Origin of the sequence: Pseudomonas sp. BF-R-26 (assembly GCF_019947395.1) — a bacterium.
Classification (GTDB): domain Bacteria; phylum Pseudomonadota; class Gammaproteobacteria; order Pseudomonadales; family Pseudomonadaceae; genus Aquipseudomonas; species Aquipseudomonas farris.
In genome coordinates this window covers 1-3,639 of sequence record NZ_JAGYGK010000038.1, presented here as the reverse complement: position 1 = coordinate 3,639, position 3,639 = coordinate 1, and the positions used below count along the sequence as shown (strand labels likewise).

Annotated in this window: 2 tRNA genes and 2 rRNA genes; all 4 read left to right on the top strand. The window is 51.1% G+C overall.

Annotated elements, in window-relative coordinates:
- Positions 1-7 precede the first annotated feature (7 nt).
- The 4 genes from KGB18_RS29795 (at position 8) to rrf (ending at position 3,591) form a co-directional block, all read left to right on the top strand.
- Positions 8-84, top strand: a tRNA-Ile gene (locus KGB18_RS29795).
- 30 nt (positions 85-114) lie between these two features.
- Positions 115-190: transfer RNA gene (locus tag KGB18_RS29790), tRNA-Ala, on the top strand.
- Positions 191-425: 235 nt separating this feature from the next.
- A 23S ribosomal RNA gene (locus tag KGB18_RS29785) occupies positions 426-3,317 on the top strand.
- Positions 3,318-3,475: 158 nt separating this feature from the next.
- Positions 3,476-3,591: ribosomal RNA gene (gene rrf, locus KGB18_RS29780) — 5S ribosomal RNA — on the top strand.
- Positions 3,592-3,639 lie beyond the last annotated feature (48 nt).

Sequence of the window (3,639 nt, the reverse complement as noted above, 5' to 3'; positions counted from 1 at the left end):
CGAAATTGGGTCTGTAGCTCAGTTGGTTAGAGCGCACCCCTGATAAGGGTGAGGTCGGCAGTTCGAATCTGCCCAGACCCACCAATTTTGTGTGGGAAACGCCTGTAGAAATACGGGGCCATAGCTCAGCTGGGAGAGCGCCTGCCTTGCACGCAGGAGGTCAACGGTTCGATCCCGTTTGGCTCCACCACTACTGCTTCTGTTTGTTGAAAGCTTAGAAATGAGCATTCCACCAAGACGGTGATGAATGTTGATTTCTAGTCTTTGATTAGATCGTTCTTTAAAAATTTGGGTATGTGATAGAAAGATAGACTGGACAGCACTTTCACTGGTGTTGTTCAGGCTAAGGTAAAATTTGTGAGTTTAATCGCGAATTTTCGGCGAATGTCGTCTTCACAGTATAACCAGATTGCTTGGGGTTATATGGTCAAGTGAAGAAGCGCATACGGTGGATGCCTTGGCAGTCAGAGGCGATGAAAGACGTGGTAGCCTGCGAAAAGCTTCGGGGAGTCGGCAAACAGACTTTGATCCGGAGATGTCTGAATGGGGGAACCCACCTAACATAAGTTAGGTATCTTAAGCTGAATACATAGGCTTAAGAAGCGAACCAGGGGAACTGAAACATCTAAGTACCCTGAGGAAAAGAAATCAACCGAGATTCCCTTAGTAGTGGCGAGCGAACGGGGACTAGCCCTTAAGTGGCTTTGAGATTAGCGGAACGCTCTGGAAAGTGCGGCCATAGTGGGTGATAGCCCTGTACGCGAAAATCTCTTGGTCATGAAATCGAGTAGGACGGAGCACGAGAAACTTTGTCTGAATATGGGGGGACCATCCTCCAAGGCTAAATACTACTGACTGACCGATAGTGAACTAGTACCGTGAGGGAAAGGCGAAAAGAACCCCGGAGAGGGGAGTGAAATAGATCCTGAAACCGTATGCGTACAAGCAGTGGGAGCCCACTTTGTTGGGTGACTGCGTACCTTTTGTATAATGGGTCAGCGACTTATTTTCAGTGGCGAGCTTAACCGAATAGGGGAGGCGTAGCGAAAGCGAGTCTTAATAGGGCGTCTAGTCGCTGGGAATAGACCCGAAACCGGGCGATCTATCCATGGGCAGGTTGAAGGTTGGGTAACACTAACTGGAGGACCGAACCGACTACCGTTGAAAAGTTAGCGGATGACCTGTGGATCGGAGTGAAAGGCTAATCAAGCTCGGAGATAGCTGGTTCTCCTCGAAAGCTATTTAGGTAGCGCCTCATGTATCACTGTAGGGGGTAGAGCACTGTTTCGGCTAGGGGGTCATCCCGACTTACCAAACCGATGCAAACTCCGAATACCTACAAGTGCCGAGCATGGGAGACACACGGCGGGTGCTAACGTCCGTCGTGAAAAGGGAAACAACCCAGACCGTCAGCTAAGGTCCCAAAGTTATGGTTAAGTGGGAAACGATGTGGGAAGGCTTAGACAGCTAGGAGGTTGGCTTAGAAGCAGCCACCCTTTAAAGAAAGCGTAATAGCTCACTAGTCGAGTCGGCCTGCGCGGAAGATGTAACGGGGCTCAAACCATACACCGAAGCTACGGGTATCACTTAGGTGATGCGGTAGAGGAGCGTTCTGTAAGCCTGTGAAGGTGAGTTGAGAAGCTTGCTGGAGGTATCAGAAGTGCGAATGCTGACATGAGTAACGACAATGGGTGTGAAAAACACCCACGCCGAAAGACCAAGGTTTCCTGCGCAACGTTAATCGACGCAGGGTTAGTCGGTCCCTAAGGCGAGGCTGAAAAGCGTAGTCGATGGAAAACAGGTTAATATTCCTGTACTTCTGGTTATTGCGATGGAGGGACGGAGAAGGCTAGGCCAGCTTGGCGTTGGTTGTCCAAGTTTAAGGTGGTAGGCTGGAATCTTAGGTAAATCCGGGATTCTAAGGCCGAGAGCTGATGACGAGTGTTCTTTTAGAACACGAAGTGGTTGATGCCATGCTTCCAAGAAAAGCTTCTAAGCTTCAGGTAACCAGGAACCGTACCCCAAACCGACACAGGTGGTTGGGTAGAGAATACCAAGGCGCTTGAGAGAACTCGGGTGAAGGAACTAGGCAAAATGGCACCGTAACTTCGGGAGAAGGTGCGCCGGTGAGGGTGAAGCATTTACTGCGTAAGCCCACGCCGGTCGAAGATACCAGGCCGCTGCGACTGTTTATTAAAAACACAGCACTCTGCAAACACGAAAGTGGACGTATAGGGTGTGACGCCTGCCCGGTGCCGGAAGGTTAATTGATGGGGTTAGCTAACGCGAAGCTCTTGATCGAAGCCCCGGTAAACGGCGGCCGTAACTATAACGGTCCTAAGGTAGCGAAATTCCTTGTCGGGTAAGTTCCGACCTGCACGAATGGCGTAACGATGGCGGCGCTGTCTCCACCCGAGACTCAGTGAAATTGAAATCGCTGTGAAGATGCAGTGTATCCGCGGCTAGACGGAAAGACCCCGTGAACCTTTACTATAGCTTTGCACTGGACTTTGAATTTGCTTGTGTAGGATAGGTGGGAGGCTTTGAAGCGTGGACGCCAGTTCGCGTGGAGCCAACCTTGAAATACCACCCTGGCAACTTTGAGGTTCTAACTCAGGTCCGTTATCCGGATCGAGGACAGTGTATGGTGGGTAGTTTGACTGGGGCGGTCTCCTCCTAAAGAGTAACGGAGGAGTACGAAGGTGCGCTCAGACCGGTCGGAAATCGGTCGTAGAGTATAAAGGCAAAAGCGCGCTTGACTGCGAGACAGACACGTCGAGCAGGTACGAAAGTAGGTCTTAGTGATCCGGTGGTTCTGTATGGAAGGGCCATCGCTCAACGGATAAAAGGTACTCCGGGGATAACAGGCTGATACCGCCCAAGAGTTCATATCGACGGCGGTGTTTGGCACCTCGATGTCGGCTCATCACATCCTGGGGCTGAAGCCGGTCCCAAGGGTATGGCTGTTCGCCATTTAAAGTGGTACGCGAGCTGGGTTTAGAACGTCGTGAGACAGTTCGGTCCCTATCTGCCGTGGACGTTTGAGATTTGAGAGGGGCTGCTCCTAGTACGAGAGGACCGGAGTGGACGAACCTCTGGTGTTCCGGTTGTCACGCCAGTGGCATTGCCGGGTAGCTATGTTCGGAATAGATAACCGCTGAAAGCATCTAAGCGGGAAACTAGCCTCAAGATGAGATCTCACTGGGACCTTGAGTCCCCTGAAGGGCCGTCGAAGACTACGACGTTGATAGGTTGGGTGTGTAAGCGCTGTGAGGCGTTGAGCTAACCAATACTAATTGCCCGTGAGGCTTGACCATATAACACCCAAGCAATTTGCTGACCTGAAGAGGCACCAGATTGCGGTGTGTGAAGACGAAACGAACCGAAAGTTCGAGATACTCACAAAACACCAAACTATCGCATACCCATTCGCTGGAGCGTGAGCCGCAAGGCAAACGAGCTGGCTACCGAATTTCTTGACGACCATAGAGCATTGGAACCACCTGATCCCATCCCGAACTCAGCAGTGAAACGATGCATCGCCGATGGTAGTGTGGGGTTTCCCCATGTGAGAGTAGGTCATCGTCAAGATTAAATTCCGAAACCCCTATCTGCGTATGCAGGTAGGGGTTTTGTTTT